The 23,694-nt window shown below is 64.9% G+C and carries 21 protein-coding genes and 1 tRNA gene; 8 read left to right on the forward strand and 14 right to left on the reverse strand.

Going from position 1 to position 23,694, the window contains the following annotated elements; translation table 11 throughout:
* Window position 1 precedes the first annotated feature (1 nt).
* The 7 genes from KCN53_RS10730 to KCN53_RS10760 all read right to left on the reverse strand — a co-directional run bounded on the left by KCN53_RS10730 (window position 2) and on the right by KCN53_RS10760 (window position 8,279).
* The gene (locus tag KCN53_RS10730) at window positions 2-1,792 is read right to left on the reverse strand and encodes an ABC transporter transmembrane domain-containing protein (RefSeq protein ID WP_088712442.1); all 1,791 of its coding nucleotides are present in this window, start codon (window positions 1,790-1,792) and stop codon (window positions 2-4) included.
* A 67-nt stretch (window positions 1,793-1,859) separates the two neighbouring features.
* The gene (locus tag KCN53_RS10735; protein ID WP_088712441.1) at window positions 1,860-2,231 is read right to left on the reverse strand and encodes an energy transducer TonB; all 372 of its coding nucleotides are present in this window, start codon (window positions 2,229-2,231) and stop codon (window positions 1,860-1,862) included.
* A gap of 108 nt (window positions 2,232-2,339) precedes the next feature.
* Window positions 2,340-3,389, reverse strand: coding sequence for a recombinase RecA (gene recA, locus KCN53_RS10740; protein ID WP_088712440.1), 1,050 nt, complete (start codon window positions 3,387-3,389; stop codon window positions 2,340-2,342).
* Between the two features lie 122 nt (window positions 3,390-3,511).
* Window positions 3,512-5,944, reverse strand: a complete 2,433-nt coding sequence (locus KCN53_RS10745) for a hybrid sensor histidine kinase/response regulator (protein WP_088712439.1) — start codon at window positions 5,942-5,944, stop codon at window positions 3,512-3,514.
* 103 nt (window positions 5,945-6,047) lie between these two features.
* Window positions 6,048-6,359 (reverse strand): polyhydroxyalkanoic acid system family protein, encoded by a 312-nt coding sequence (locus KCN53_RS10750; protein WP_172406224.1) that lies wholly within the window; start codon window positions 6,357-6,359, stop codon window positions 6,048-6,050.
* A gap of 89 nt (window positions 6,360-6,448) precedes the next feature.
* The gene (gene gatB / locus KCN53_RS10755) at window positions 6,449-7,936 is read right to left on the reverse strand and encodes an Asp-tRNA(Asn)/Glu-tRNA(Gln) amidotransferase subunit GatB (RefSeq protein ID WP_088712437.1); all 1,488 of its coding nucleotides are present in this window, start codon (window positions 7,934-7,936) and stop codon (window positions 6,449-6,451) included.
* Window positions 7,929-8,279, reverse strand: coding sequence for a hypothetical protein (locus tag KCN53_RS10760; RefSeq protein ID WP_172406223.1), 351 nt, complete (start codon window positions 8,277-8,279; stop codon window positions 7,929-7,931). Before KCN53_RS10760 ends, gatB begins: the two co-directional genes overlap by 8 nt.
* A 180-nt stretch (window positions 8,280-8,459) precedes the next feature.
* On the opposite strand from KCN53_RS10760, the gene KCN53_RS10765 reads away from it, so the two are divergent.
* Window positions 8,460-9,533 (forward strand): AI-2E family transporter, encoded by a 1,074-nt coding sequence (locus KCN53_RS10765; RefSeq protein WP_172406222.1) that lies wholly within the window; start codon window positions 8,460-8,462, stop codon window positions 9,531-9,533.
* Window positions 9,534-9,537: 4 nt separating this feature from the next.
* On the opposite strand, the gene gatA is transcribed toward KCN53_RS10765, so the two are convergent.
* From gatA to KCN53_RS10780, 3 genes are all read right to left on the reverse strand, one after another.
* Window positions 9,538-11,016, reverse strand: coding sequence for an Asp-tRNA(Asn)/Glu-tRNA(Gln) amidotransferase subunit GatA (gene gatA / locus KCN53_RS10770; RefSeq protein ID WP_088712435.1), 1,479 nt, complete (start codon window positions 11,014-11,016; stop codon window positions 9,538-9,540).
* Window positions 11,016-11,303 carry an Asp-tRNA(Asn)/Glu-tRNA(Gln) amidotransferase subunit GatC gene (gene gatC, locus KCN53_RS10775; protein WP_088712434.1) on the reverse strand — a complete coding sequence of 96 codons (288 nt, stop codon included), beginning with the start codon at window positions 11,301-11,303 and terminating at the stop codon, window positions 11,016-11,018. The genes gatA and gatC overlap by 1 nt, the downstream gene beginning before the upstream one ends.
* 103 nt (window positions 11,304-11,406) lie before the next feature.
* Window positions 11,407-11,811 carry a hypothetical protein gene (locus tag KCN53_RS10780; RefSeq protein WP_088712433.1) on the reverse strand — a complete coding sequence of 135 codons (405 nt, stop codon included), beginning with the start codon at window positions 11,809-11,811 and terminating at the stop codon, window positions 11,407-11,409.
* A gap of 201 nt (window positions 11,812-12,012) precedes the next feature.
* On the opposite strand from KCN53_RS10780, the gene KCN53_RS10785 reads away from it, so the two are divergent.
* Complete coding sequence (locus KCN53_RS10785) at window positions 12,013-13,485, forward strand: SulP family inorganic anion transporter (protein ID WP_088712432.1); 1,473 nt, start codon at window positions 12,013-12,015, stop codon at window positions 13,483-13,485.
* Window positions 13,482-14,321, forward strand: a complete 840-nt coding sequence (locus tag KCN53_RS10790) for a universal stress protein (protein ID WP_088712431.1) — start codon at window positions 13,482-13,484, stop codon at window positions 14,319-14,321. The genes KCN53_RS10785 and KCN53_RS10790 overlap by 4 nt, the downstream gene beginning before the upstream one ends.
* On the opposite strand, the gene KCN53_RS10795 is transcribed toward KCN53_RS10790, so the two are convergent.
* Window positions 14,318-15,523 (reverse strand): BaiN/RdsA family NAD(P)/FAD-dependent oxidoreductase, encoded by a 1,206-nt coding sequence (locus KCN53_RS10795; RefSeq protein WP_088712430.1) that lies wholly within the window; start codon window positions 15,521-15,523, stop codon window positions 14,318-14,320. The genes KCN53_RS10790 and KCN53_RS10795 overlap by 4 nt on opposite strands.
* Before the next feature lie 18 nt (window positions 15,524-15,541).
* Window positions 15,542-17,695, reverse strand: a complete 2,154-nt coding sequence (locus tag KCN53_RS10800) for a prolyl oligopeptidase family serine peptidase (protein WP_088712429.1) — start codon at window positions 17,693-17,695, stop codon at window positions 15,542-15,544.
* Window positions 17,696-17,866: 171 nt separating this feature from the next.
* On the opposite strand from KCN53_RS10800, the gene KCN53_RS10805 reads away from it, so the two are divergent.
* The 4 genes from KCN53_RS10805 to KCN53_RS10820 are packed head-to-tail and all read left to right on the forward strand — an operon-like array spanning window position 17,867 to window position 21,693.
* Window positions 17,867-18,985 carry a DUF3089 domain-containing protein gene (locus KCN53_RS10805; RefSeq protein ID WP_088712428.1) on the forward strand — a complete coding sequence of 373 codons (1,119 nt, stop codon included), beginning with the start codon at window positions 17,867-17,869 and terminating at the stop codon, window positions 18,983-18,985.
* Between the two features lie 44 nt (window positions 18,986-19,029).
* A complete protein-coding gene (gene ruvX / locus KCN53_RS10810) occupies window positions 19,030-19,464 on the forward strand; it encodes a Holliday junction resolvase RuvX (RefSeq protein ID WP_224199693.1) in 435 nt (144 codons plus the stop codon).
* 13 nt (window positions 19,465-19,477) lie between these two features.
* Entirely contained in the window at window positions 19,478-20,464 is a 987-nt protein-coding gene (locus KCN53_RS10815) for an aspartate carbamoyltransferase catalytic subunit (RefSeq protein WP_088712426.1), read from the forward strand.
* Complete coding sequence (locus KCN53_RS10820) at window positions 20,455-21,693, forward strand: dihydroorotase (RefSeq protein WP_088712425.1); 1,239 nt, start codon at window positions 20,455-20,457, stop codon at window positions 21,691-21,693. The genes KCN53_RS10815 and KCN53_RS10820 overlap by 10 nt, the downstream gene beginning before the upstream one ends.
* Window positions 21,694-21,700: 7 nt before the next feature.
* Here KCN53_RS10820 and KCN53_RS10825 read toward each other — a convergent pair whose 3' ends face one another.
* Both KCN53_RS10825 and KCN53_RS10830 read right to left on the reverse strand, forming a co-directional pair.
* Window positions 21,701-22,747 (reverse strand): Leu/Phe/Val dehydrogenase, encoded by a 1,047-nt coding sequence (locus KCN53_RS10825; RefSeq protein WP_088712424.1) that lies wholly within the window; start codon window positions 22,745-22,747, stop codon window positions 21,701-21,703.
* Between the two features lie 47 nt (window positions 22,748-22,794).
* Window positions 22,795-22,871, reverse strand: a tRNA-His gene (locus tag KCN53_RS10830).
* Between the two features lie 451 nt (window positions 22,872-23,322).
* Between KCN53_RS10830 and KCN53_RS10835 the strand changes: the two genes are divergently transcribed.
* Window positions 23,323-23,661 (forward strand): P-II family nitrogen regulator, encoded by a 339-nt coding sequence (locus tag KCN53_RS10835; protein WP_088712423.1) that lies wholly within the window; start codon window positions 23,323-23,325, stop codon window positions 23,659-23,661.
* Window positions 23,662-23,694: the final 33 nt, after the last annotated feature.

The following is a 23,694-nucleotide window of genomic DNA, read 5'->3' on the forward strand; positions in this document are numbered from 1 at the left end:
GTCAGTCCGCCGTATCGAACTGAAGCCGCGCAAGCCGGGCGTAGAGCCCGCCGCGCGCGACGAGCGCGTCATGCGTGCCCTCGGCCACCACCCGCCCCTCGTCCATGACAACGATCCGGTCGGCGCCGCGGACGGTGGCGAGGCGGTGCGCGATGACGATGGTGGTGCGCCCCTGCATCAGCCTGTCGAGCGCCTCCTGCACGTCGCGTTCGGACTCGGCATCGAGCGCACTGGTGGCCTCGTCGAGGAGGAGAACCGGGGCGTCCTTGAGGATTGCGCGCGCAATGGCGAGCCGCTGGCGCTGTCCGCCGGATAGCCTGGTCCCCGCTTCGCCCAGATAGGTGTCGAGCCCCTCCGGAAGCGCCCGCAGGAAGGTGGCTGCATTGGCAGCCTCGGCCGCCGCCCAGATCTCATCGTCGCCGGCAGAGGGCCGGCCATAGGCGATGTTCGCCCGGGCGGTTGCGGCAAAGACTACCGTTTCCTGCGGCACCACCGACAGGCGCGCGCGAAGCTCGGCCGGATCGGCGCGGTCTATCGGGACACCGTCGAGGCAAAGACAGCCCGACTGCGGATCGTAGAAACGCTGGATCAACTGAAACAAGGTTGATTTGCCGGCGCCCGACGGCCCGACCACGGCGACCGTTTCGCCGGCTTCGACGGTCAAGGAGAAATCATGCAGCGCGGGGTCGTCGGGCTTCGTCGGGTAGCGGAACTCCACATGCTCGAAGCGCAGCTGTCCCTTCGGCGGCACCGGCAAGGCGACAGGCTGGGCGGGTGCGCAAATGACCGGCACCTGTTCCAGCAGCTCGCCCATGCGGCCCGCCGCGCCCGCACCGCGCATCACGTCGGAATAGGTCTCCGTCAGTGCGCCGAAGGCTCCGGCAACGATCGCGGCGGCGAAAATGAACGCGGTTATCGTGCCGCCGGTGATCTCCCCGGTGATGACGTCGATCGCGCCTTCCCAAAGGACGAGGGTGATAGCGCCAAAGATGAGGAAGATCACGACGGAGGTCATCACCGCACGGATCGCGATTCGCAGCTTTGCCGCGCCAAAAGCCGCATCGACGGCATCGGAGAAGCGGCGGCTTTCGCGCCCCTCCTGCGTGAAGGCCTGGACGATGCGGATCGCGCCGAGCGTTTCCACCACGATCGCGCCAACATCGGCGACGCGGTCCTGGCTGCGGCGGCTGAGACTTTGGACCCGTCGCCCGAGTATGACGATGGGACCGAGGACGAGCGGAATGACCAGCATCAGGAGGCCGGTCAGCTTCGGACTGAGGTAGAGCAGATAGAACAGGCCGCCGACGCCCATGAAGAGGTTGCGCAGCGCGACGGAGAAGCTGGTACCGACCACCTGCTCAATGACGGACGTATCCGCCGTAAGGCGCGAGGCGATCTCTGACGGGCGGTTCTCCTCGAAGAAGCCGGGATCGAGCGAAAGCAGATGGCGGTGCACAGCCTGGCGAAGGTCGGCCACCACCCGCTCCCCGAGCCACGACACGAAGTAGAAGCGCACGGCGGTGGCGAGCGCGAGCACGACCACGATTCCCAGCAGGCCGAGGAAATAGGGCGAGATGGTCGACGGGTCTTCATTGCCGAAGCCGCGGTCGACGATGAGCTTCAGCCCCTGCGGAATGGCCAGGGTCGATCCCGCGGCGAACAGCAGGGCCACGAAGGCGGCAGCCAGCTGGAAGGGATAGCGGCGGGCGAAGTCCCAGACGATCTTCAGCTTCGAAATGCGCTTGCGTTCGCCTTCGGGCGAAAGCGTTCGGGACGAAGAGGAGCTACTCATGCGCGCGGCCTTACGCCGCTACACCCCTGCCGCCAAGCAGTGTCCCTGCTGCCTTTCAGCGCGGCCGCTAAGGCCGCGGCGGCCAGACGACCTGCAAGCGCGATGTCGTGGCTGTACGGTCGGGCGGGGGCGGGAATTGCGGCAGGCGGAAAAACAGATTGTCGGTCTCACGCATGAGGATGGCGCTGTCGCAGGGTCGAACGACGTCGTAGTCGGTCATGAGCCCGTTTCGGTCCACCTCGACCTCGACCAGAACGGCGCAGCGATCGCCGCGAATCTCGGCGGACCGGGGCATGGTCTGGTGGGCCGCGACATGCGCCTCGGCGGCGAGGCGCCACTGTCCCGCAGCGGCATGAGTAGTCGCCGGGAGAAGCGCGATGAGCCCAGCCGCGATGACGAACAGACCGACCCGCACTCCCGTCATTCTCCTGGCCTGCATGACACCAGGTGCCCGCTTAGCGGCAGAAAGAAGACGCCTGCGTAAAGCTTATATGACGTTTCCGAGACCGCCGCGCGCGGCAGCGCAGGGACGCCACGGCCACTTCCCTTATTCGGGCTCGCCGCCCTCGAGCAGGGCTTCGTCGACCTCGTCGGACTTGCCGCGAATGGCGGCCTCGATGCGCTCCAGCACATCCCGATGCTCGTTGAGGTAGGTCTTGGCGTTCTCGCGGCCCTGACCGATACGGATGGAATCGTAGCTGAACCAGCTGCCCGACTTTTCGACGATCCCCGCCTTCACGCCGAGATCGAGGATTTCGCCCGTCTTCGAGATGCCCTCGCCGTACATGATGTCGAATTCGACCTGCCGGAAGGGCGGCGCCACCTTGTTCTTCACCACCTTCACCTTGGTAGTGTTGCCGACGACTTCGTCGCGATCCTTGATCTGACCGATACGGCGAATGTCGAGACGGCAGGAGGCGTAGAATTTGAGGGCGTTGCCGCCGGTCGTCGTTTCCGGGTTACCGTACATCACGCCGATTTTCATGCGCACCTGGTTGATGAAAATGACCGTCGTGCGCGACCGGTTGATCGATCCGGTCAGCTTGCGCAGCGCCTGGCTCATCAGGCGCGCCTGCAGGCCGACATGGCTGTCGCCCATCTCGCCCTCGATCTCGGCCCGCGGCGTAAGTGCGGCAACCGAATCGACAACCAGAACGTCGATTGCGTTCGAGCGCACCAGCGTATCTGTGATTTCGAGCGCCTGTTCGCCGGTGTCCGGCTGCGAGACGATAAGTTCGTCGATATCGACGCCGAGCTTGCGCGCATAGACCGGGTCGAGCGCATGCTCTGCGTCGACGAACGCTGCCGTTCCGCCCGCCTTCTGCGCCTCGGCAATCGCGTGCAAAGCCAGGGTCGTCTTACCCGAGCTTTCCGGGCCATAAATCTCGACGATACGCCCGCGCGGGAAACCGCCCACTCCCAGCGCAAGATCGAGGCCGATAGAGCCGGTGGAGATCGCCTCGATCTCTATCTTTTCCTGCTGGCCCAGCTTCATGGCCGAGCCCTTCCCGAAGGCGCGGTCGATCTGCGCCAAGGCGGCGTCGAGAGCTTTCTGCTTGTCCATTCCGGTCTGTACTACCTTCAGTTCCGCCGACATGTCCGACCTCCCTAGCTGGCCCCTTCGGAGCGTTCAACGAGAGTCGGCGTACCTGTTTTGTTCCGAACGCGCAAGCCGCGATGTTCCCGTTGCGTTCACATTGGACCCGGTCTTTTGGTGCGTCAGTCGCTCAGGGCCTGCGAGACCCGCGCCGCGATCTCTCCGACGCTGAAGGGCTTCGCGAGGAAGCCGGCATGCTCCATGTCGAGCGAACTGCGCAGTTGCTCCTCGGCATAGCCGGACATGAAGATGATCCTGAGGTCGGGATGTAGGCCGCGCGCCTTCTCGACCAGTGCCGGTCCGTCCATCACCGGCATCACGACGTCGGTGATGAGAAGGTCGGGCGGCTGATCCATGGCCTCAAGTTTTTCGAGAGCATCCTCGCCGTCATTGGCAACGACGACCTTATATCCCTTCCGCACCAGGGCCCGCTCCGCCACCGCGCGTACCATCGCCTCATCCTCCGCGATCAAAATCGTACCGCTGCCGAAGCCGCCGTCGGCAATCTCGGTCGTCTTGGGTTTCTCCTGCACCGCGGCGGGGGCTTCCTGTTCCGGCAGGTAAATGGTCATGGTTGCACCCACGCCGGGCTCGGAATCGGCAAAGATGAAGCCGCCAGACTGCTTGATGATGCCGTAGACCGTCGAAAGGCCTAGGCCCGTGCCCCGACCGATCTCCTTGGTGGTGAAGAACGGCTCGAAAATCTTGCCGAGAACTTCCGGCGGAATGCCGCTGCCCGTGTCCTTCACCGCAATTGCAACATAGTCGGCGGGCGGCATGCCCTCCCGGTTCAGCCGCTTGGCCTCGGCAGGGTCAACGCTGAACGTCGTGATCGTCAGCTCTCCGCCGTCCGGCATGGCATCGCGCGCGTTCACCGCCAGATTGATGATAACCTGTTCCATCTGCCCGGGATCGGCCCTGACCGGGGCCAGGCCGCGTCCATGTTCGACCTTCAGGCTGATGCGCTCGCCGAGCAGCCGTTTCAGGAGGTGCGAGAGCTCTCCCACGATATCGGAAACGTACAGCAGCTGGGGCCGCAGCGTCTGCTGACGCGAGAAGGCAAGCAGTTGGCGAACCAGGTTCGCGGCGCGGTTCGCGTTCTGCCGCACCTGATTGACATCGTCGAAGTCCGGATCGCCGGGCGTGTGACGCATCAGCATCAAGTCGCAATAGCCGATGATCGCGGTAAGGATGTTGTTGAAATCATGCGCAACGCCGCCAGCGAGCTGGCCAACGGCCTGCATCTTCGTCGCCTGCGTAATCTGCCGCTCAAGCTTCCGCTGCTCTCGGTTGTCTTTCAGCGACAGGACAACGGCGGGGCCACCTAGCCAAGGCGCGCGCCCGACGGTCAGAGTGACCGGTTCTTCCGGACGCTGTTTCAGCCGTACGCTGATGTCGCGCGCGCCGTCTGCATTCGCAGCCCGCCGCACCAGATTGGATACGGCGGACTTGTCCTCCTCCTCGACGAGATCGGACGGATAGAGGACGCCGTCCTCGTCCTCGGGTTCGATGCCGGCTGCGGCACGGAAAGCATCGTTCATCACAACCAACTGACTGTCTCTGTCGGCCAGCGCCAAGCCAATAGGAAGCACGCCCAGAAGCTGGGGCAATTCCGTCGGCATCCCTTCGCTAGGACGTTCCCCGGGCACCCGGTCGCGAAGGAGAAACAGATAGGCCTCCGCGCGGCGCCCCTCGTCGAAGAGCGGCAACCGGGTAGTCTGGATGGGCTTGCGCTCGGCACCGGAGACCGGTGTCAGCCAGCTTTCCTCCCCCGTTTCGCTATCCTCCTCGGCGAAGATGAGTGCCCCGGCATTGAGGTCCATGTCCCCCTCCGCCTCGACGGCATCGACAAACCAGCCGTTCGCCGCCACGATATTGCCCTCACCGTCGGTCATGAGAGCGCCGAGACCGGTGCGGGTCAGCCAGGCTCCGAGGCTGCCAGAGATGAGGTCCGCCAGATCGTCGCGCGCCTTGTCGACGCGGTCGCGCCGCAGCGTCCACAGGAGATATTGCCGCTCGGCTTCGGCCGGACGGACGGTGATGCGCAGCCGACGCGAGAAGCCGTCGCCGCCGGTCAGCTCCAGATCGGCGAAGCCGCTGCCGTCGCGCCGGGCCGCGGCCGCCGCATTCTGGATGGCCTGCTGCGCCGCGCTGCCGGGCGGCGCCAGATCGAACGGCGACGGAAAGCCGCCCGCACGCGCACCGTAAGCGGCATTGGCCGAGATGAGGCGCGAACCGGAATCGGTGATGGCCAGAGCCGCCTGCTGTGATTCCAGCGCGGCCCGAACCAGCGCCCAGTCGATCCGGCCGCCGCCCTTGCGGGCCTTTCCGAGCGCGCCGGCATATGTGACGATCGCGCTGGCAAGGACGAGCGCGGCGAAGAGGGCGGCGAACTGCCAGACGCCGAGAGCATAGGCCACGAGTCCGGCAGACAGGACCGACAACAGGACCGCCGCGACGACGACGAGCCATAACCCGCGCGTCACGCCGGGCACCGTCGGCCATTCCGTAGGGTCCGGCAATTGATCTGCGCGGACCGGTCCCTGGCTTGCCATCCTCAACCCCCTTTCGCCTTCCGATTGGGTGGTTTGGCGAGGATTGGCAAGACCATAGCCGCCGCTTGGCACGGCTGAAGGCCGTCCCGAGGAAGCTCTCGAACTAGCGGCTTTTGTCTTCCAGAAGCGCCTTCGTTCCGCGGCCGAACATCTGCGATAGCTTGTCGCCCATCGCCGCGAGGACCCCTCTGACGGTGATCGTGACGACTACCTCGGCGTCATCCACCTGCAAACGCGCCGACGCACTCTGCCCGAGCGCGGAATAGTCGAGGAGCATTGTGTCACCGTCCCACTGATGCCGGCTTTCCCCGCCTGGGAGGAGGCCGAGCAGGTTGGGCAGCCCTTCCTCCAGCTTGCGCTTCGCTTCTTCGCGACCAAGGCCGTGGCGAACCGACTGCGTAAATGTGCGCTCCATAGACGCACAATGCGGGTCCGCCCGGCGCATTACAAGATGCCGGTCACCACATCTCGACGGTTCGCGCGAAACCGCCCGGAACTTCGCCCTCAGCCGTCCAGGGCCTTCTTCAGAAGTTCGTTCACGACCTGCGGGTTGGCCTGGCCCTTCGTCGCCTTCATCGTCTGACCGACGAAGAAGCCGAACAGCTTTTCCTTGCCGCCCTTATACTCTGCGACCTTGTCCGGATTGGCCTCCAGAACCTTCGCGATCTCCGCTTCGATGGCGCCGGTGTCCGAGACCTGCTTCATGCCGCGTTCCTCGACGATCTTTTCCGGATCGTCGCCGGTTTCCAGCATGATCGCGAAGACATCCTTCGCCAGGCGTCCCGACAGCGTGCCGTCGCCGATCAAGGCGAGCAGCTGCGCGCCCTGGTCAGCGGATATCGGGCTGTCGGCAATGGACTTGCCCTCCTTGTTGAGCGCTCCGAACAGATCGGAGATCAGCCAGTTCGACGCCGCCTTGGCAACGTCGGCGGCCTCCTTCTTCTGCTTCAGCGCCGTCTCGTTCAACAGCAGCTCGAAATAGGCCGCGGTTTCCTGCTCCGCCGTCAGGACCGAGGCGTTGTAGGCACTGATTCCCAGCTGCTCCATATAGCGGACACGCTTCGTGTCGGGCAGTTCGGGCAAGTCCTTGCGGCAATCCTCGACGAAGGCATCGTCGAATTCGAGCGGCAGAAGGTCGGGATCGGGAAAATAGCGATAATCATGTGCCTCCTCCTTCGAGCGGAGAGGCCGCGTTTCCATCCTGCCGGGATCGAACAGGCGCGTTTCCTGGTCGACCGTCCCGCCCGACTCGAGCACCTCGATCTGGCGCTGCGCCTCATATTCGATCGCAGCCTCGACGAAGCGCACCGAGTTCACATTCTTGCACTCGGTGCGCGTACCGAGTTCGTCGCCCGGCTTTCTGACCGAGACATTCACGTCGGCACGCATCGATCCCTGATCCATATTTCCGTCGCACGATCCCACATAGCGCAGGATCGAGCGCAGCTTGCGCACATAGGCGCCGGCCTCGGCCGGAGAGCGCATATCGGGCTTCGAGACGATTTCCATCAGCGCGACGCCCGACCGGTTCAGATCGACGAAGCTGTAGTCCGGATGCTGGTCGTGCATCGACTTGCCGGCATCCTGCTCGAGGTGGATGCGCTCGATGCCGATCTCCTTGGGCTCGCCCGCTTCCGGTTCGACGGTCACGACCCCTTCACCCACGACGGGGTGCTGGAACTGCGAGATCTGATATCCCTGCGGCAGGTCGGCGTAGAAGTAGTTCTTGCGATCGAAGCGCGACCAGTTGTTGATCTGGCAGTTGAGGGCAACACCCGTCCGCACCGCCTGGCGCACAGCCTCCCCGTTGATCACCGGCAGCATGCCCGGCATGGCCGCATCGACCAGACTGACCTGCGTGTTGGGTTCCGCGCCGAAGGCCGTCGCCGCGCCGGAAAACAGCTTCGCATTGGTCGTAACCTGCGCATGAACCTCAAGGCCGATCACGACCTCCCATTCGCTGGTTTCCCCCTGCAGGCGGTACTCAGTCATCTGCGGCTACTTTCAACAAATGCGCTTCGGTCTTTTTCAGCTCGTTCTCGAAGATTTCCACCCCGGGGCCCACACCCTGCACGGAGATGTTGTTGCACATCACCACGATCAGGTCGCGATATTCGGGAAATTCGCGCAGCTGGCGTACGGCGGCGATCTTCTGCGTCGGGCCGAAATTCTTGTTTTCGATGCGCGCAAGAAGGGCATTGAAAGCCTCGTAGCGCCGCATTCTTTCGGCGCGCTGCGCAAGCGAATGGTTTTTCCAGATCGCCCGCGCCAGTGCGGCCATGGGCAGGCCGATGGCAAGGCCAAGGACGATCGCGATAAGAATACTGTCGGTCATGCTCATGCCATAGCAAATGGGAACGCCCTGCGCGCGGGAAAATGGCGCCGGAAGTCGGCACAGCGTCGAAAGCCGGCCGATCATCCGTCAAACCCGCTGCAGGGCCGCATATCCCTTACAAAAAGAAGCTTTTGCGGAACAAGCACCAATCCCGTCCGTCGTCTGAAGCGAGGAGAGACTATGGCACCCATAACCGGCAACGACCGCCGCCCGGCAGACGCCCGTGGGAAGCAGGCGGGGCTGGGAAGCTTCGCCGTTCGCGTGCTGGTCCTGATCGCGCTGGCCGCCTCCGCGCTCCTTCTCTGGATGTTGAAAGACGTGGCGTTGCTGCTGTTCGCCGCGATCCTGATTGCCGTCATCCTTCATGCCGCAGCATCGGGCCTCTGCAAGTGGTTACCGCTTCCAAAGGGCGTGGCGCTTGCCCTCGCCGGCCTCCTGATTCTTGCGGTTCTCGGCTTGGCGGGCGCGATCTTCGGGCGCGAACTTACCCGGCAGCTGTCGCAGCTGGCGGACTTCCTCCCCGAGGCATGGACGGCAGCGCAGACATGGCTGGCGGACCGAGGTCTCTCCGTAACCGGAGAAAGCATGATCCCGGGCGGCCAGACCATTGCCGGCTGGCTGCAGGACTTCGCCGGCATCGTCACAGGCGTCCTCACCGGCCTCATCCTGGCGGTCGTGGGCGGCGTCTATTTCGCCATTTCGCCGGACTCATACCGCCGCGGAGCGGTGCGTCTGCTGCCGCGCGGGGCGCGGGGCCCGGTCGAAGACTTCTTCGAAAAGAGCGGCAGCGCGCTGCGCCGCTGGCTGATCGCGAGGCTGGCCGCCATGCTGATCGTGGGCGTCATCGTCTATCTGGGCCTGATGCTGATCGGAGTGCCCTCTGCACTTGCCCTCGGAATCATCGCCGGCTTCCTGGAGTTCGTTCCCTTCGCCGGTCCGATCCTTGCCGCGCTGCCGGGCATACTTCTGGCGCTGACTCTCGGCCCGCAGAGCTTTTTCCTGACCGTCGGCCTTTACGTCGTGGTGCAGCAGGCGGAGGGGAATATCCTGACCCCGCTTCTCCTGAAGCAGGCGGTCGATCTGCCCCCGGCGCTGACGCTGTTCACGCTGTTCCTCTTCGGCGCGCTGTTCGGCATCGTCGGCGTGCTTCTCGCCGGACCGCTGACCGTCGTCAGCTATATCGCCGTCAAGTCGCTATGGATGGAGACCGCGCTGGACGAGGATGTGGACTACGCCTCGGAAGATTCCGGCTAGCCGCCTACCACCATTTCTCCGGCTGGGCGGCAAAGCCCGCAGCCCGTTCAAGAGCGAAGCCCGCGTTGAGGACACCCTCTTCGTCAAGAGCCTTGCCGATAAGCTGCAGGCCGAGCGGCAGGCCGTCGGCATTGAGCCCGGCCGGGACGCTCATGGCGGGAAGACCCGCAAGGCTCGCCGGAACGCAGAACACATCGTTCAGATACATGGCGATGGGGTCGTCCAGCTTGTCCCCGGCAGCAAAGGCAGCACTCGGCGCCGTCGGCGCGAGCAGCAGGTCGCAGTCCGCCCAGGCATTGTCGAAATCGCGCTGGATGAGCGTGCGTACCTTCTGCGCCTTCAGATAATAGGCGTCGTAATAGCCCGCGGACAGTACGTAAGTGCCGATCATGATGCGGCGCTTCACTTCGTCGCCGAAACCGGCCGAGCGCGTGGCCTCGTACATGTCGATCAGGTTACCGCCCTCGGGCGCCTCCCTGAGGCCGTAGCGGACGCCGTCATAACGGGCGAGGTTCGAGGAGGCCTCTGCCGGGGCGATGATATAATAGGTCGGCAGCGCATATTTCGTGTGCGGCAGCGAGACCTCGACGATCTCGGCGCCGGCATCCTTCAGCATTTCCGCGCCGCGCGACCAGAGGTCCGCAATCTCGGCCGGAATGCCCTCGATCGTGTACTCCTTCGGAATGCCGACGCGCTTGCCCTGAAGGTCGCCCGTCAAGGCGGCCTCGAAGTCGGGGACCGGCAGATCGAGACTGGTCGAATCCTTCGGATCGAACCCCGCCATCTCACCAAGTAGGATGGCGCAGTCCGTCACGGTCCGCGCCATCGGTCCCGCCTGGTCGAGCGAGGAGGCGAAGGAAACGATCCCCCAGCGCGAACAGCGGCCATAGGTCGGCTTGATGCCGCAGATACCGGTGAACGCCGCGGGCTGGCGAATCGAACCGCCCGTATCGGTGCCGGTTGCGCCCGCGCAGAGCTTGGCGGCGACGGCGGACGAGCTGCCGCCGGAAGAGCCGCCGGGGACCAGCGCCTCGTTACCCTTGCCACGCCACGGATTGACGACATTGCCCCAGGCGCTGGTTTCGTTGGAGGAGCCCATGGCGAACTCGTCCATGTTGAGCTTGCCGAGCATGCCGGCGCCGGCCGCCTTCAGCTTTGCCGACACGGTCGATTCATATTGCGGATGAAAGCCGCGAAGGATGTTCGACCCCGCCGTGGATTCGACGCCCTCGGTGCAGAACAGGTCCTTGATGCCGAGCGGGATGCCGGCAAGCGGCTTCAGCTCTTCACCGCCTGCGATGGCCCTGTCCGCCGCTTCGGCAGCAGCGAGCGCCAGTTCAGGCGTCTCGACGGTATAGGCGTTCAACTCGCGCCCGGCTTCGACGGCACTGTTGTGCGCCGCGGCCAGTTCGGCTGCGGAAAACTGCTTCGCCTTCAGCCCCGCACGCATTTCGGCGAGGCTGAGCCCGGTCAACTCACTCATTATTCGATCACTTTCGGCACGGCGAAAAAGCCGTGCATTGCCTTCGGCGCGTTGGCGAGCACCTTGTCCTGTACATCGCCGTCGGTGACCTTGTCCTCGCGCCAGCGCAGCTGGTTGGCGATGACGGTCGACAAGGGCTCGACGCCGTCGGTATCGACCTCGCCGAGCTGCTCGACCCAATCGAGGATGTTCGACAATTCGCTCGCCATCGGCTCCACCCGCTCTTCGGGCATCTTGATGCGGGCAAGATGGGCGATCTTGCGAACGGTATCGGCGTCAACGGACATAGGGTTCTGCTCGTGGCTCCGGGAAAGATGTCTGGAGAAACCGCCGCACTAGCAGAGGCGGCGCGCCAGCGGCAAGCGGCGGCTTCGCGGAGGTTGCGGGAGCTTAGAACCCCCTTTTCGGCTTCTTCTGAGCGCCGGCGTTGTGACGCGCGCCGAAACAGCCCGAATAGCCATCGGGTCCGACGGGGCCGCAGGGAAAGGCGCCGTCACCCATACCGCCTGCGTCGTAGGTGCCGCCCCCTTGATTGCGCGTAACATCGAGATAGGCGTTTCGCTCCCGGCTGACGCTGTGCAGGCGGCCGTCACCGTCCCAACGCTCGGGCGGCGGAGCCAGACGATATTCGGAGCGCTCGCCCTCGCGATACCCACAAATGGTGACGACCCCCTTCTCCTCGGGACAGAGAATAGCCTTCAGATCATAGCCCTGAAGCAGATCGGGGGACGGCGGCGTCTCGGCTGCAGCTGCGCCTTCGGCCTGAAACAACAGAAACAGAAGGTGTGCCCGCATTTCGTCCCCCCTGTCTTCATTTCCCTGGCAAGGGTTACGCCGACCGGCGCCCGCTTCCCTCATGGCATCGGGCTTTTTGCCAGGGGACGAGCGCCGGTTCTTGCGGGCGGCGGACCGAACCCCTAGGTCGCGGCCTTGCGTTTGCGGCGACCGGACCGGTGCTGGCCCGCTTTTCCTGAAACACAGTTCCGACGAGGTCTCATGACCAGCCTGCAGGCCGTGCGCCGCGAATGGCTATCCCACCCGCGCGAGAATATTCTCGCCGGCATCGTGGTCGCCCTTGCGCTGATTCCGGAAGCGATCGGCTTTTCGATCATTGCCGGTGTCGATCCCCGCGTGGGACTCTACGCAAGTTTCTCGATCGCGGTAATCATCGCCCTGACGGGCGGGCGGCCCGGCATGATCTCGGCCGCAACGGCTGCGGTGGCGGTGCTGGTCGTTCCGCTGGTGCAGACCTACGGCGTCGAGTATCTGTTTGCCGCCACCATCCTGATGGGCGTGTTCCAGGGCATAGCCGCGCTGCTGCGCCTCGACCTGCTGATGCAATATGTGTCGCGCTCGGTGATCACCGGCTTCGTCAACGCACTGGCGATCCTCATTTTCATGGCGCAGCTGCCGCAGCTGACAGGGGTGGGCTGGGAAACCTACGCCATGGTCGCGGCGGGGCTGGCGATCATCTACCTGCTGCCCCTGCTGACGAAGGCGGTCCCCTCGCCGCTCATCGCCATCATCATACTCAGCGGGCTCGCCATCTGGCTGGACCTGCCCGTGAACCGGGTCGGCGACATGGGCGAGCTGCCGGACAGCCTGCCCTTCTTTGCGCTGCCGAGCGTCCCGCTGACACTGGAAACATTGCAGATCATCTTCCCTTATGCGCTGACCATGGCGGCCGTCGGCCTTCTGGAAACGCTGCTCACGGCTCAGATCGTCGACGACCTGACCGACACCGGCAGCAACAAGCGGCAGGAGATGCGCGGCCAGGGCATTGCGAACTTCGTGACCGGCTTCTTCGGCGGCATGGGCGGCTGCGCGATGATCGGCCAGTCGGTCATCAACGTGAAGTCGGGCGGTTCGACCCGCCTGTCCGCGCTGACCGCCGGCGTCGTGCTGCTGTTCCTGATCGTCGTGCTGGGCCCCTGGGTCGCGCAGATCCCGATGCCCGCCCTCGTCGCGGTCATGATCATGGTGTCCATCGGGACGTTCAGCTGGACGAGCATCCGCGACATCCGCTCGCATCCGTGGCACAGCTCGGTGGTCATGCTGGCTACCGTGGTCACCGTCGTCGTGACCCACGACCTGGCGCAGGGTGTCCTCGTCGGCGTGCTCCTGTCGGGCATTTTCTTCGCCAACAAGGTGGGCCGGATGTTCTCCGCCACCAGCGAGGCCGCGGAGGGCGGACGCAGCCGTACCTACCGCATCAGCGGCGAAGTCTTCTTTGCATCCGCCCAGCGCTTCCAGGCCGCCTTCGACTTCAAGGAAGTGCTGGACCGGGTCGTCATCGACGTATCGCGGGCGCATTTCTGGGACATCTCTGCCATAGCCGCTCTGGACAAGGTGGTGCTGAAGTTCCGCCGCGAAGGTACTGACGTCGAATTGCAGGGCGTCAGCGAGGCCAGCGGGCATATGATCGACCGCTTCGGCGACAGCGATACCGGAGGAGCCGTATCCCCATGAAGATTCTCGCCTGCCTCGATGCCTCACCCTACGCCGCCAGCGTCTGCAACAGCGCGGCCTGGGTCGCGCAGCGGACCGACGGACGCGTCGAACTGCTTCACGTGATCCAGCGGCACGATGCCGTCTCCGACCGCCATGACCTGTCCGGCGCCATCGGCCTCGGCGTGAAGTCCAGCCTGATGGAAGAGTTGGCCCGCATTGGCGAGGAAGAAGGAAAGCTGGCGCGGCAGCGCGGGCAGATGATCCTGGATGCGGCAGGCGAACGACTGGCCGACGCGGGCATTCGCGACGTCACCCTTACCCACCGTCATGGCGGCATCGTCGAGACGATCATCGAGCGCGAGGCCGATGCGGATGTCGTGATCATCGGCAAGCGAGGGGCCTCGTCCGGCTTCGCCGCCGATCATATCGGCAGCAAGGTCGAGCGCGTCGTCCGGGCGAGCACCCTGCCGGTTTTGATCGCAGCGCGCGAGTTCCAGGTTCCGAAGCGCATCCTGTTCGCCTTCGATGGCGGAGCGAGCGCCGTGCGCGCCGCTGAATTCCTCGGGTCCGACCGCGCCTCCGCAGAGTTGCCGGTGCACCTCCTGACCGCCGGTCTGGACAATGCCCATAACCAGCGGGAGCAGGAGCGGGCGGAGGCGATGATGCCGAACCGGTCGGTCACGCGCTCGATCGAGGCGGGGGAGCCGGAAGACCTGATCCGCGCAGAGGCCCGGCCCGACGACCTCCTCGTCATGGGCGCCTACGGCCATTCGCGCATTCGCTCGCTGATCGTGGGCTCGACGACGACGGCGATGATCCGCACGCCCGGCCTGTCCGTGCTGCTGTTCCGCTAGGCGGCCGCGGCCCTTTCGGCGACCGCTTCGGCTGCCGCCACGCCGCTGGCCCAGGCCCACTGGAAATTATATCCGCCCAGCCAGCCGGTGACGTCGACTCCCTCGCCGATGAAATAGAGGCCGGGCACGTTCTTGGCTTCCATGGTCTTCGACGAAAGGCCTGCGGTGCCGACGCCGCCCACGGTCACTTCGGCCTTTGCGAAGCCTTCCGACCCCGACGGCCGGAAGCGCCAATCCTTGAGGCGTGCCGCCGCCCCCCGCAGCGCCTTGTCCGGCAGGTTACCCAGATCGCCGGACAGGCCCAGCCGTGAGCAGAGAGCCCCGGCCAGCCGGTCTGGCAGCAGACCGCGCAGGGCGGACTGGAAGTGAAGGGAGGGCTGGGCACGCTTGCGCTCGACGAGCAGCTCGGGCGCTTGGCCGGGCAGAAAATCGATGCCGATTTCGTCGCCCGGATACCAGTAGGAAGAGATTTGCAGGATGGCCGGGCCGCTAAGGCCGCGGTGCGTGAACAGCGCGGCTTCGTGGAACCTGGTTTTGCCGTGAGAGGCCACGACGTCGCTAGAGACGCCGGACAGCTCGCGAAACAGCAGTTCTTCGCCCGGCAGGGTAAGCGGGACGAGGGCGGGCCGGGGCTCGACAACCTTGAGCCCGAACTGGCGGGCCGCCTCATATGCGAACGAGCTGGCCCCGAGCTTGGGGATGGAGGGCCCGCCGGTGGCCACAACGAGCTGCGCCGCGCGGATGCTGCGGCCGCCGAGTTCCAGCGTGAACCCGCCTTCGTCACGCGTGACGCCGCTCGTAGGCTGCCCAAGGGTCAGCTCGACGCCGCCCTTGCGGCACTCCTCGAGCAGCAGGCCGACGATCTGCCGCGCGGAGCCGTCGCAGAAGAGCTGGCCCAGCGTCTTTTCATGCCAAGCGATGCCATAAGCCTCTACCAACGCGAGGAAGTCGCGTGCGGTGTAGCGGCTGAGCGCAGACTTGGCGAAATGCCGGTTGCCGGACAGGAACCGGTCGGGACTGGTGTGAATGTTCGTGAAGTTGCAGCGGCCGCCACCGGAAATCAGGATTTTGCGGCCCGGGGTCTCGTTGTGATCGGCGAGCAGGACCCGCGCGCCGCGCTGCGCCGCCCGGGCAGCGCACATGAGGCCGGCCGCGCCCGCCCCTAGGACAACGGCGTCGTACCTGTCGTTGCCGCCGGTCACGAGAAAGGGCGCAAGCGGCTATTCGCCATCGCCGACCGCAAGGCCGGTATGCGCGGCGGCGAACGCCCAGACATCGGCATATTCCTCGATCACCTTGTCGACCGGCTTTCCGGAGCCGTGCCCGGCGCGGGTTTCGATCCGGATCAGGTGCGGATCCGGTCCGATTTCGGCTGCCTGCAAGGCCGCAGTATATTTGAAGCTGTGACCGGGAACGACGCGGTCGTCCGTATCGGCAGTCGTCACGAGGATCGCGGGGTAGTCGGTGTCGCCGCCGATATTATGATAGGGCGAATAGGCGTAGAGCGTTTTGAAATCCGCTTCACGGTCGGGGTAGCCATAGTCGTCGACCCAGTAGCGCCCGGCAGTGAACTGGTCGAAGCGCACCATGTCCATGACGCCGACCGCCGGAAGAGCGGCGGCGAACAGATCCGGTCGCTGGTTCGTCACGGCCCCGACAAGTAGCCCGCCATTCGACCCGCCCTGGATCGCCAACTGTTCGGACGACGTCACGCCCGTCTCGATCAGATGTTCGGCGGCGGCGATGAAGTCGTCGAACACATTCTGCTTGTTCTGAAGCCGGCCGGCATCGTGCCACGCTTTCCCATATTCGCCGCCGCCGCGGATATTGGCGATGGCGACAACGCCGCCCTGCTCGATCCATGCGAGCCGCGTCGTCGAAAAAGCCGGCAGGACGGAAACGTTGAAGCCGCCATAACCGTAAAGCAGCGTGGGAGCCGGTTTGCCGCTGTCGAGGTCGGCTCGGCGCACGACGAACATCGGCACGCGCGTCCCATCCTTCGACGTGTAGAATTGCTGTTCCGCCACGAAGGCATCCGGGTCGAAGGGCACATCGGGCTCGCGCCAGATTTCGCTGGCCTTTGCCTCCACATCGTAGCGGTAGATGCGCGGCGGAACGGTGAAGCTGGTGAAGCCGTAGAAAAGCTCGCCGTCGCCTTCTTCGCCGCCCAGATAGGCCTGGCCGATACCAGGCAGGTCGACCGCGCCCAAGGGCGTCCCATCGAGCGCAAATGTCCGCAGCTCGCTCTTCACATCGGAGAGATAGGCGAGAACGAGCGTATCGCGCTTCAGCGCCGCCTGCTCGAGCACGGCGTCATCCTGACCGACGATTTGCACGGGCTGCGCTGCGGGATCGGACATATCCAGTCGCACGACCCGCTGCCTCGGCGCGTCGAGGTTGGTCAGGAAATAGATCTCGCTGCCGCGATTGCCCGCATATGCCCAATTGTTCTCGCGCGCCCCGATCAGCGTTACCGGCGCCAAATCGTCCGAAGCGAGGTCGATGACGTGAACCTGGTAGCGCTCGTCCGTACCCTCGCTGGAGTAGATGATGAGATAGCGGCCGTCATGCGTCGTCTGCGCGGTATGGCTGAGCTTGGGCTCGGCAGGTGTCTCATAGACCAGCCGGTCATCGGACTGGGGTGTACCCAGGCGGTGATAGTAGACTTTCTGGTCAAGGTTGAGCGACTGGAATTCCTGCCCCTGTTCCGGACGCGCGAAACGGGAATAGAAGAAGCCGTCGCCAGAGCCGTCCCAGCTGAGGTTCGAGAACTTCACCCATTCGACGATATCCGAAGTCGTCCGACCGGTCGCTGCATCGACAACCTTCACGGTCCGCCAGTCGCTGCCACCGTCCTGCTCGGCATAGACCAGCTTCGCCCCGTCCGGAGAGAGGGCGTAGCCGCCCAGCGCCACCGTATCGTCCTCCGACCAGTCGTTGGGATCCAGAAGAACCTTTGCCTCGGCATCGTCCGGCCCCTGCGTCATCAACCTGGGCTGGTTGAGAAGGCCGGGATTATAGGTGAAGATAGTGCGCCCGCCGGCCGCCTCGGGAAGGCTGTAGCGTTCATAGTCGATCAGCGCCCGCAGGCGCTTCGCGAAGGTCTCGCGCCCAGGCAAGTCCGAAAGATATGCCTGTGTAACCTTGTTCTGCGCGGCGACCCAAGCCGCAACCTCCTCGTCTTCGCGGACATCATTCTCAAGCCAGCGATAGGGGTCCTCGACCACCGTCCCAAAGCGCGTTTCGGACACATCTTCGGCACGGGTTTCGGGATAGTCGAGATCGGACATGTTCTGCGCTTTGCTGGGAACGGGGAAAAGGGAAATGACGGCCGAGGCCGCGGCGAGAGCCAATGGGCTGGGAATGCGGGTCATGCGAAGGGCCTCCTGAACGCCCTTGCGCTAGTCGCACGGGCCTGCGGCGGCAAGGGACCCGAGCGGCGAGATGCCCAACTTCCCATCGTCCCAGGAGCATTGCACCTGCGTGGCGTCTCCCCTATCGCAGCGAGCAATTCGTCTATCTCCCGTCCGGCAAGTGTCCGATCCATGGCAGCGCGCATATTCCTCTGGTCGGTTTTCGGTCTGATTTCGCTCGCCGTGGCGGCAGCGATTCTCTGGGCGGCGGCCGGAGGCTGGATCCTGCGGCAATATATGGCGCCAAGCGTCAGTTTCGAAGAAAGCCCGAAGGCGCCGCCGACGTTCTACGACAGGCCCGACGCCTGGATCGCGCGGCCGGGCCTGCCGAGCGAGGAGGCAAGATGGCTGCCGGACGGAGTTTTCCCGAAACCGGACGCTCCGGCGGCCATCTTCTACGTACATCCGACGACCTACCTAGGCAGCGACCGCTGGAATGCGCCGATCGATGTCGGAAGCGAAGATGCGCGATTCCGCCGCCGGGTCTTCACGCAGAGCCAGGCAAGCGCTTTCACAGTCGCCGGCGATGTCTGGGCACCGAAATATCGCCAAGCCGCGTTCGGCGCCTTTCTGAACTTCTCGTCCCCCGACGCCGAAAAGGCGTTCGCGCTTGCCAGTTCTGACGTCAGCAAGGCGTTCGAGGAGTTCATGAACTCGACCGACCCCGGCCAGCCGATCATTCTGGTCGGCCATTCGCAGGGTGCCTTTCACCTTGCGAGCCTGCTGGCTGAGCGCGGCGAAGACGAAGAGCTTCGGTCCCGCCTCGTCGCAGCCTATCTGATCGGCTGGCCGATTTCCGAAACCGCGGACCTTCCGGCGATGAACATAACGCCCTGCCGTGAGCCCAGGCAGGTTCGGTGCCTGCTCGCCTATCAGAGTTTCGGCGAGCCTGCCGACCCATCGCTCATCTTCGATGCCTTCGACCAGACCAACGGATTTACCGGCGAGCCGCGCCGCAATACCCAACTGCTCTGCACAAATCCCGTCACCGGGGGCTCTACACAGGCCGCGGCCGCCTCGGAAAACATCGGCACCCTCGTGCCAGAGGAAAGCCTGCTGAACGCGCACCTGGAACCGGGGCTGGTCGGCGGCACATGCACGGACCGGGGCTATCTGGTGCTGACCCAGGATCCCCCGGACATGGGCAGCTACGTCCTCCCGGGCAATAATTATCACGTATACGACATCCCGCTGTTCTGGGCCAATCTGAGAGCCGATGCGCAGGAGAGGACGACCGCATTCGCGCAGTAGCCGACATTCACGCCTTCGCTGCCGCCCTGCCCCCCGAAGGTCGGCTGGCCGGCCTCGATCTTGGCACCCGAAGCATTGGCTTGGCCTTCAGCGATTCAACGCGGAGGCAGGCCGGGCCGGGGCCGGTCATTCGCCGCAAGGGACAGAAGACCGACATCCCACTCTTGCAACACGAGTTTTCCAGCCATGAGATCAGCGGTATCGTCCTCGGCCTCCCGCTCAATATGGATGGAACGAGCGGACCGTCGGCGCAGCGCAGCCGCGCCTTTGCACGGACGCTGGAGCATGAATTCGACCTGCCGATCCTGCTGTGGGACGAGCGGCTGTCCTCCGAGGCCGCCACGGAGGCCATGCTGAACGCGGGTGTGCCGCGAATGAAACGGCGCGAGCGCATCGATGCCTTCGCCGCCATGCTAATTCTCGATGGCGCGCTGGCGGCCCTGTCCTCGCGACTGGACGGCGTCCGGTCGTCACCTTAAAGGCGCAGCTTTAATGACAGCCGCATCCGAACCTCACCTGGCCGTTCCCGAGGGCGTCCATCCCTTCCCGCACGACCACCTGCTCGGCATCGAGGGGCTGAAGCCGTGGGAAATCGCCTTCCTTCTCGACGAGGCGGACCGCTGGTCCAATCCCGAAAATACAAGGCTGCGCGAGGGCGCACTGACGGGCCTCACGCAGATCAACGCGTTCTTCGAGAATTCCACGCGTACGCTCGTTTCCTTTGAGATTGCGGGAAAGCGGCTCGGCGCGGACGTCGTCTCGATGGCCGTCGGCGCTTCTTCGGTGAAGAAGGGCGAGACGCTGCTCGACACCGCGCTCACCCTCAACGCGATGCACCCCGATGTGCTGGTGATCCGGCATGAAGCCGCCGGAGCGGTTGCGCTCATCGCGTCCAAGGTCGACTGCCCGGTCCTGAATGCCGGCGACGGCGCGCACGAGCATCCCACGCAGGCGCTCCTAGATGCGCTCACCATCCGTCACCGCAAAGGCCGGCTAACCGGTCTGAAGATCGCCATTTGCGGCGACATCCTGCACAGCCGCGTAGCGCGGTCCAATTTCCACCTGCTGGCATCGATGGGCGCCGACGTTCGCGCCGTGGCGCCGCCTACTCTTATGCCGCCGGCTCTCGACCAGTTCGGCATCAGCGCGACGACCAGCATGGAAACGGGACTGAAGGACGCGGACGTCGTCATGATGCTGAGGCTTCAGCGCGAACGCATGCAGGGCAGTTACCTGCCCTCGGAACGGGAATATTTTCGCTTCTACGGGCTGACCGAAGAACGCCTGGCCCATGCCGCTGACGATGTGCTGGTCATGCATCCTGGCCCGATGAACCGCGGCGTCGAGATCGCCACCTCCGTGGCCGACGATATCCAGCGCTCTGCAATTACCGAGCAGGTCGAAATGGGCGTCGCGGTACGCATGGCCTGCCTGGACGTCCTGACGCGGCGTATCCGCGGTCTGGAGGGATGGGCATGAGCCTGCTGATCGAGAATGCGCTTCTCGTCCGGCCGGGGGAAGCGCCGCAAGCGAACGCGCGCCTTCTGATCGACGGTAAGACGCTTGCCGCCACGGGCGAGTTCGAAGCGCCCGCGGACGCGGAACGCATCGATGCGCGGGGGCTCGTTGCCACACCCGGCCTGATCGATGCGGGCGTGTTCAGAAGCGATGCCGCAGCCTGCCTGGCCGGCGGCATTACGCGCGTTCTCCTGATGCCGGACCAGTCGCCGCCGCTAGACGATCCCGCTCTGGTCGAGCGCGCCATGCGGATCGGCAAGCCGCACGTCTGGGTTCATCCGCTCGCCGCCGCGACAAAGGGCCTGGGCGGACGCGAACTCGCTGAAATCGGCCTGATGCGCGACGCGGGAGCCGTGGCCGTGGCGACCGGACGGACCGCGATCTCCGATGCAGCGACCATGTACCGCCTGCTGCAATATGCGGCCGGCTTTGGCCTTACCGTCGTCACCCATGCCGAGGACAGTTCGCTGGCGGGTGACAGTTCCGTCACCTCCGGCCAGACCGCGACCCGGCTCGGCCTGCCGGCCGCGCCTGCCGTCGCCGAACCGCTCGCCGTAGCCCGCGACGTGAGACTCGCGGAAGCGGCAGGCGCGAAACTCCATATCCGCACGGTCTCGATGGCAGAGAGTATCGAGATCATCGACCGGGCGAAACGGCGCGGGGTGCAGCTGACCTGCGGGACGACCCCTGCTCACGCCCTCCTCAGCGACCGCGAACTGACCGGCTACCGCACGTTCACGAAGCTGTCGCCTCCGCTGCGATGCGAAGAGGACCGGACGGCGGTTGTCGACGCCTTGCGCGCCGGCACGATCGACATCGTCTGCTCGGCGCACGATCCCCGGACGCAGGAGGATAAGCGCCTGCCATTTGCGGACGCCGCCCCGGGCATGGCCGGACTGGAGACTTTGTTGCCACTCACACTGATGGCGCTCGGCGACGAACCCGACTTGGCGCGGGCCGCCGCGCTTCTGTCAGGCAATCCCGCGAGGATTTTCGGCCTGCCGGGCGGAAAGCTCGAGGCAGCGGCGCCTGCGGACCTCGTTCTGTTCGACCCGGGGGCATCGTGGCGTGTCGACGCGAGCGCCTTCGATCATGCCGCCGGTAACACACCGTTCGACCGTCTTCCGGTCAGCGGCCGCGTCGAGATGACTATCAAGGGCGGCGAGATCGTCTACCGCCGGAACAGCTAGCCCGCCTTCAGGCGCGGCCGATCGCCTCCCGCGCCATCTGGTCGGCAACCTCGTTGGTCGGCAGGTCTTCCGCGTCGGCGCGCTCGAAGATTTTCTGGGTCCGACCTTCGATCTTGGCGATTCTCGCCCTCACCGCGTCGGCATTTCCGTCGCCGAGATATTCGGCCATGACATTGATGATGCCGCCGGCATTCACGACATAGTCGGGAGCGTAGAGGATTTCGCGCTCTGCCAGCCGTTCGCCGTCCGCGGGCGTCTGTAACTGGTTGTTCGCCGCACCGGCGATCACCGCACAGTTCAGCCGCGGAATGCTTTCCTCGTTGAGGACGGCACCCAGCGCGCATGGGGCGACGACGTCGGCGTCGGTAAATAGGATGTCTTCGGTGGATACCACAGAGGCGCGAAGCTCACCGGCAAGGCGCGCGGCGCGGCCCTCGTCGATGTCCGCCACAGTCAGCTTGGCGCCGTCCGCCGCGAGGAGCTCGGCAAGAACACGGCCAACGCTGCCGAGGCCCTGGATCGCCACATGCACGCCTTTGAACCCTTCCCGTCCCAGCTTGTGACGAACGGCCGCGCGCATGCCCACAAACACGCCGTCCGCCGTATAGGGGCCCGGATTCCCGCCCGCCTGGCTGCTGTCCACCGGCAGGCCCGAGACGAATTTCGTCTGCCGGGCGATGGCGGCCATGTCCTCATCCGACATGCCGATATCTTCCGCCGTGATGTAGCGGCCGCCCAGCGAGTCCACGGCGCGGCCGAACGCTTCGAGATATGCCTCGGTCTTCGGCCAGGTTTCGCGCTTCACGAGGACCGCCTTGCCGCCGCCGACGGGAAGGTCGGCAAGCGCATTCTTGTAGCTCATGCCCCGCGACAGGCGCAGCGCGTCGACCAGCGCGGCTTCGCTGTCGGCATAGTGCCAGTAGCGGCAGCCGCCGGCGGCCGGACCGCGATGGGTGGAGTGTACGGCAATGATCGCACGCATTCCGGTCACTGCATCGTCGAAGACATGCACGGATTCGTGGTCGTCGAAACTGGGAAGATCGAAGACAGACATGTTTGGCTTTCCAACAGGCCGCGAGGGGCCGTTAGGCAGGATGACGGTGGGGCGATCGACGGGGTTCGAACCCGCGACCTCTGGTACCACAAACCAGCGCTCTAACCGACTGAGCTACGATCGCCGCAACTTCCGTCCCGCTCGGGAGACGCCGGGCCTCTAGGCGGCGCGTCGGCGAGCGTCAAGAAAGTGCGGACAAAAGTGGGCGTACGGGCCTTCTTTTGCAAGGTACAAACTGGCTTTTGCGGATCGCTTATCGACAGACCCGGCGCCCCGATTTCATAATCTCGTCGCCCCGCACAGGCTTCACTCCGCAGGCGCCACAATGCCGGACCGAACCATGGCCGGACGGGCGCGTTGCAACAGGCCCGGTGCCGAAAAACTCATCGCCCGCCTCTCAATTGGGCAGGAAAAGCTCGCAGACCCGCCACCGACATGCCGGGCGCGTCACAAACTACGCTTGGCATGAATCCTGCTTTTTCGTTGTGCGGGGATTGGCCCGCTTCGACGGACCGCTTTTGCGGCCCCCGCGTTGTCAGGGGACCAGCCAGTATAGTTTTCCATAAGGGGGGCGCGTGAAGAAAATCGAAGCGATCATCAAACCGTTCAAGCTGGACGAGGTGAAGGAGGCGCTTCACGAGGTCGGCATCCAGGGTCTGACCGTCACCGAGGCCAAGGGCTTCGGGCGGCAGAAGGGCCATACCGAACTCTATCGCGGCGCCGAATATATCGTCGACTTTCTTCCCAAGGTGAAACTGGAAGTGGTGGTCGACGAGGCGCTGACCGAGCGCGTCGTCGAGGCGATTTCGGGCGCCGCGAAAACCGGCCGCATCGGTGACGGAAAAATCTTCGTCAGCGACGTGCAGGCCGCATATCGTATCCGTACCGGAGAACGGGACGACGAAGCCCTGTAAGCAGGGTTCGCACGTTCACACATCAATCAGAGA

This window comes from Pacificimonas aurantium (assembly GCF_020092905.1).
Lineage (GTDB): Bacteria > Pseudomonadota > Alphaproteobacteria > Sphingomonadales > Sphingomonadaceae > Pacificimonas > Pacificimonas aurantium.